Below are 852 nucleotides of genomic sequence, written 5' to 3' on the forward strand. Positions count from 1 at the left end.
TCGGCGCTGATTTCGGGCAGCAGATTGAGTTTCAGCAGCATGTCCTGGTCGGCGGCGGGAAGGGAAAGGAAGAAATGGCGGCCGAGAACGTCCGACAGCGCATTCTGCCCGCCGGGTGCTGTCCCGGTCGTGTCGTCAGGGCCGACCGCCGAGCCGTGATCGGCGAGGAGAACCAGCCCGATCGCCCAGCCGCGCGCCGCTTCGACATCGACTGGAACGGCGCCGTTCCTCGACCGCAGCTTGACGAAATCGCGCGCTTCCGATGTCGAGAATTCGAGCGCCCACCGGTCGACGACGGCCACTTGGCCCTTGAGAACGAGGTCGCCCAGTTCGTTGTGGGGCAGCGTGCGCGAGACGCAGATGCAGCGGACCGTGTCAGGAAGTTCACGGAACATCACCGAAAGCACCTCCCGGAATTCGGGCGTGTCGGCGTCCTGCAAATCGTCGAGGACCAGAATGGTGCCGGGCTTCAACCGCGCGAAATAGGCTCTGAAGAAGCGCCTGGCGAATTCCTTCGGCTGCTCGGCATACTCGACGCCGAACACCGGCATGTTCGCGGGTGAGGCGAGTGACTGCGCCAGATATTGAAAGAAGCGCGCGATATCCTGGTCGCCCTCGTCGATGCGGAACCAAACATGCGGTGCCGCGACGCTTTCGAGGTAGTTGATTACCGCCGTCGTCTTGCCGTAGCCGGCCGGCGCGGCCACCCAGCATACGCTCGAACGCGATTTTTGACCGATCGCTTCGAGAACGCGGTTCCGCCTCAATATCCTGGCGCTGCGCGGCGCCGCCAGCTTGGCGATCCGGCCTGTGCCCGGGAGCGGGCGCTTCGCATCGACGTCAATGGCGTCT

Annotated in this window: 1 protein-coding gene; it reads right to left on the reverse strand. The window is 64.3% G+C overall.

All coding sequences use genetic code 11. The features are described 5' to 3' along the window. Positions 1-707 (reverse strand): hypothetical protein (locus tag AC0L2B_RS00170; protein ID WP_473743631.1); only part of this gene is annotated, 707 nt, incomplete at its 3' end. Positions 708-852 lie beyond the last annotated feature (145 nt).

The sequence above is a fragment of the Mesorhizobium sp. WSM4815 genome (assembly GCF_055811575.1).